At 35.6% G+C, this 2,230-nt stretch carries 3 protein-coding genes; all 3 read right to left on the bottom strand.

The window, feature by feature from the left end; genetic code table 11:
• Window positions 1-91: 91 nt before the first annotated feature.
• From ACTQ1N_RS12525 to ACTQ1N_RS12515, 3 genes are read right to left on the bottom strand one after another with little or no spacing between them, the layout of a single operon-like run.
• Window positions 92-517, bottom strand: coding sequence for a glycoside hydrolase family 99-like domain-containing protein (locus tag ACTQ1N_RS12525; RefSeq protein WP_441956988.1), 426 nt, complete (start codon window positions 515-517; stop codon window positions 92-94).
• 28 nt (window positions 518-545) lie between these two features.
• Window positions 546-1,166: a CatB-related O-acetyltransferase gene (locus ACTQ1N_RS12520; protein WP_441956987.1), complete on the bottom strand. Its 621-nt coding sequence runs from the start codon at window positions 1,164-1,166 to the stop codon at window positions 546-548.
• Window positions 1,145-2,074, bottom strand: coding sequence for a hypothetical protein (locus tag ACTQ1N_RS12515; RefSeq protein ID WP_441956986.1), 930 nt, complete (start codon window positions 2,072-2,074; stop codon window positions 1,145-1,147). The genes ACTQ1N_RS12520 and ACTQ1N_RS12515 overlap by 22 nt, the downstream gene beginning before the upstream one ends.
• Window positions 2,075-2,230: the final 156 nt, after the last annotated feature.

Raw genomic sequence — 2,230 nt, 5'->3', positions numbered from 1 at the left:
ACAATTCGCAGAAACAGTTACTTTTAAAGTGACTGACACATCTGTAGAAATCCAAAATCGGCGCGAAATAATCTGCCGGATGGGACATCATTTAATTTGCCGGACAACAACTTCTATCATTAAAATTATGCTCAATAAGGATGTTCGCCTTATCAGACACCCAGCCATTAGTCCAGTTTTCATTTGCCCAGCACAAACAATAATGAATATCTATATCTTTATTATCTCGTAATAGTTCTACGGGTTTCTGCAAAAGGAGTTTACCATTGAACCAGTAATGGTATAAACAGAATCCATATATTCCGTTTTCTTTCGCTAGTTCTGCTTGCCATCGAATAGTGTTGGGATTACTAAGATCATAATAGTTTTTGTTCAATGGTACACGAGGCTGATAATGCCCTTCAAATAGTGGCTTCGCCTTTTTCATATTCGTCCACTCTGTGAAGCCCTTTCCCCACCACTTATTATTTTCTGGGGTTTCATGAAACTGAGGTAAATAAAACGCAATGGTTTTCATAATTGATCTCCCAAATTCACTTTTGCAATTAAATGCCATTAATTTTACTGACTATTTCATCAATATTATTTTCGTCAATTTCCTGGTATAGGTAGTTCGCATACTTGTCAAAATTTTTGCTATTGATATTTGAATAGTCTATGCTTTTTAACTTTTCTATTATCCGATGTGAGAATCTATACTTTGTTACTTTATCTCCAACGTAGATAGCATACGGCGGCACATCTTTTCTAACCACACTTCCCGCTCCTATAACTGCACCTTTTCCAATATGTACTCCAGATAAGATAACGGATCTCTCACCAATCCACACATCATCCTCGATTATTATCGGTCCACGGCATAAGGCCTCGACTCGTTCTATTCCAAATCGCACCTTAAAAGGATATGTTGATACATTCTTATAATTATGTTCTCCATCAAGAATAAATCTTACATTTTGAGCTATTGAGCAGAATTTACCTATTGTAAGATGAGCATTTTCACAGCCAAATGATTCAGCATCTATTCCACCATATGTATAATCGCCAATCTCGATTTTGGACACATCACATAGGTGCTTAGGAGCAGTGAAATTGTTTTTATTTTTTTGCTTCCATCTGATCTTCATAAGTTCGAATTTAATCTTTATTTTAATTTTATCGAACATGCCGTTCTTCTTTCTTCTTTTATTATATAAGAAAAGTATCCTACCATTATGATTATTGGATAAAAGGGACATCCATCTTTATATAATCCATTCAAAAAATATGTCACAATTAGTAGAAACAATCCGCATCCTAAAAACAGGCGTGCGCTATAACGGTCAACACTTTTGTTTTTACTTGCTATCGCTCCGTTTGAAACCAGGATAATATAATAGGCCAGGTATAATGCAACCCCAACTGCTCCCAATTTAATTAGCATAGTCGAGTATCCATTATGCAAAACCGCAATGGTAGTAGCAGGTGTCCCATCACTATTCAACTGCTTTAACAAAGTAAATGCATAAGGTCCTACTAAGATGCGCTTTCCGAAACCTCTTCCAATAAACTGTGAAACTAAATTATAGTTCTCCCACTCCTTTAACGCACAATGGGTTTCATACCCTCTCCAGTGATTCTGAATCATCACTGAATTATACCAATCGCCATTTGCGGATACTTCAGTAAAAGAATTAAATAGTTTTGTTACATAATCTCCTACAATATTGTTTGGAAGTAGGGACTTCGTTATCAAAAAAAATCCTATAATGATCACTGCTATTTTTGGAAGGTGCCTGACAATCTTATTGCCCAGATTTCGGTTCCATATTACACATAGAAAGAAGACAATAAACAGCATTATATTTGTTCTTGAAAGTGTGATAATGAATTCTATCAAGCAAATAATCAAAGAAATTCTCTTGAAGCTCTGAGAGAATGAATGTTCACTGAATGGATAAGTTAGTAGTAGCACTAGTGCTAAAGTTGCACAATAGTTTCCATTTCCTGTAAGCTCTCTCCAATAGAATACCGATCCTACATTAGCCAGAGCTGCAATATTCTGTATCGTTGAATAGAGGCTAGTAATTGACAATAAGATTCCCGCAACAATAATTGAATTGAATAATTTTTCTTTTTCTTCTGAGTTTAAATTCTGTTTGTACTAAAAACTCCGCGAAGTGAGGAGTCAGTTAAGTTTCCGACTCCTCTTTGACCACTTGTTTATTTTTTCGTGGTCTTCCGCGTTTAC

Origin of the sequence: Porcincola sp. LCP21S3_C12 (genome assembly GCF_052118625.1) — a bacterium.
GTDB lineage: Bacteria > Bacillota > Clostridia > Lachnospirales > Lachnospiraceae > Porcincola.
This window is presented reverse-complemented; position numbering and strand designations above follow the sequence as displayed.

What these genes read in the sequence shown, in the direction of transcription:
- ACTQ1N_RS12520 (WP_441956987.1), bottom strand. Translation starts at nt 1,166, where the DNA reads ATGTTCGATAAAATTAAAATAAAGATTAAATTCGAACTTATGAAGATC.
- ACTQ1N_RS12525 (WP_441956988.1), bottom strand. Translation starts at nt 517, where the DNA reads ATGAAAACCATTGCGTTTTATTTACCTCAGTTTCATGAAACCCCAGAA.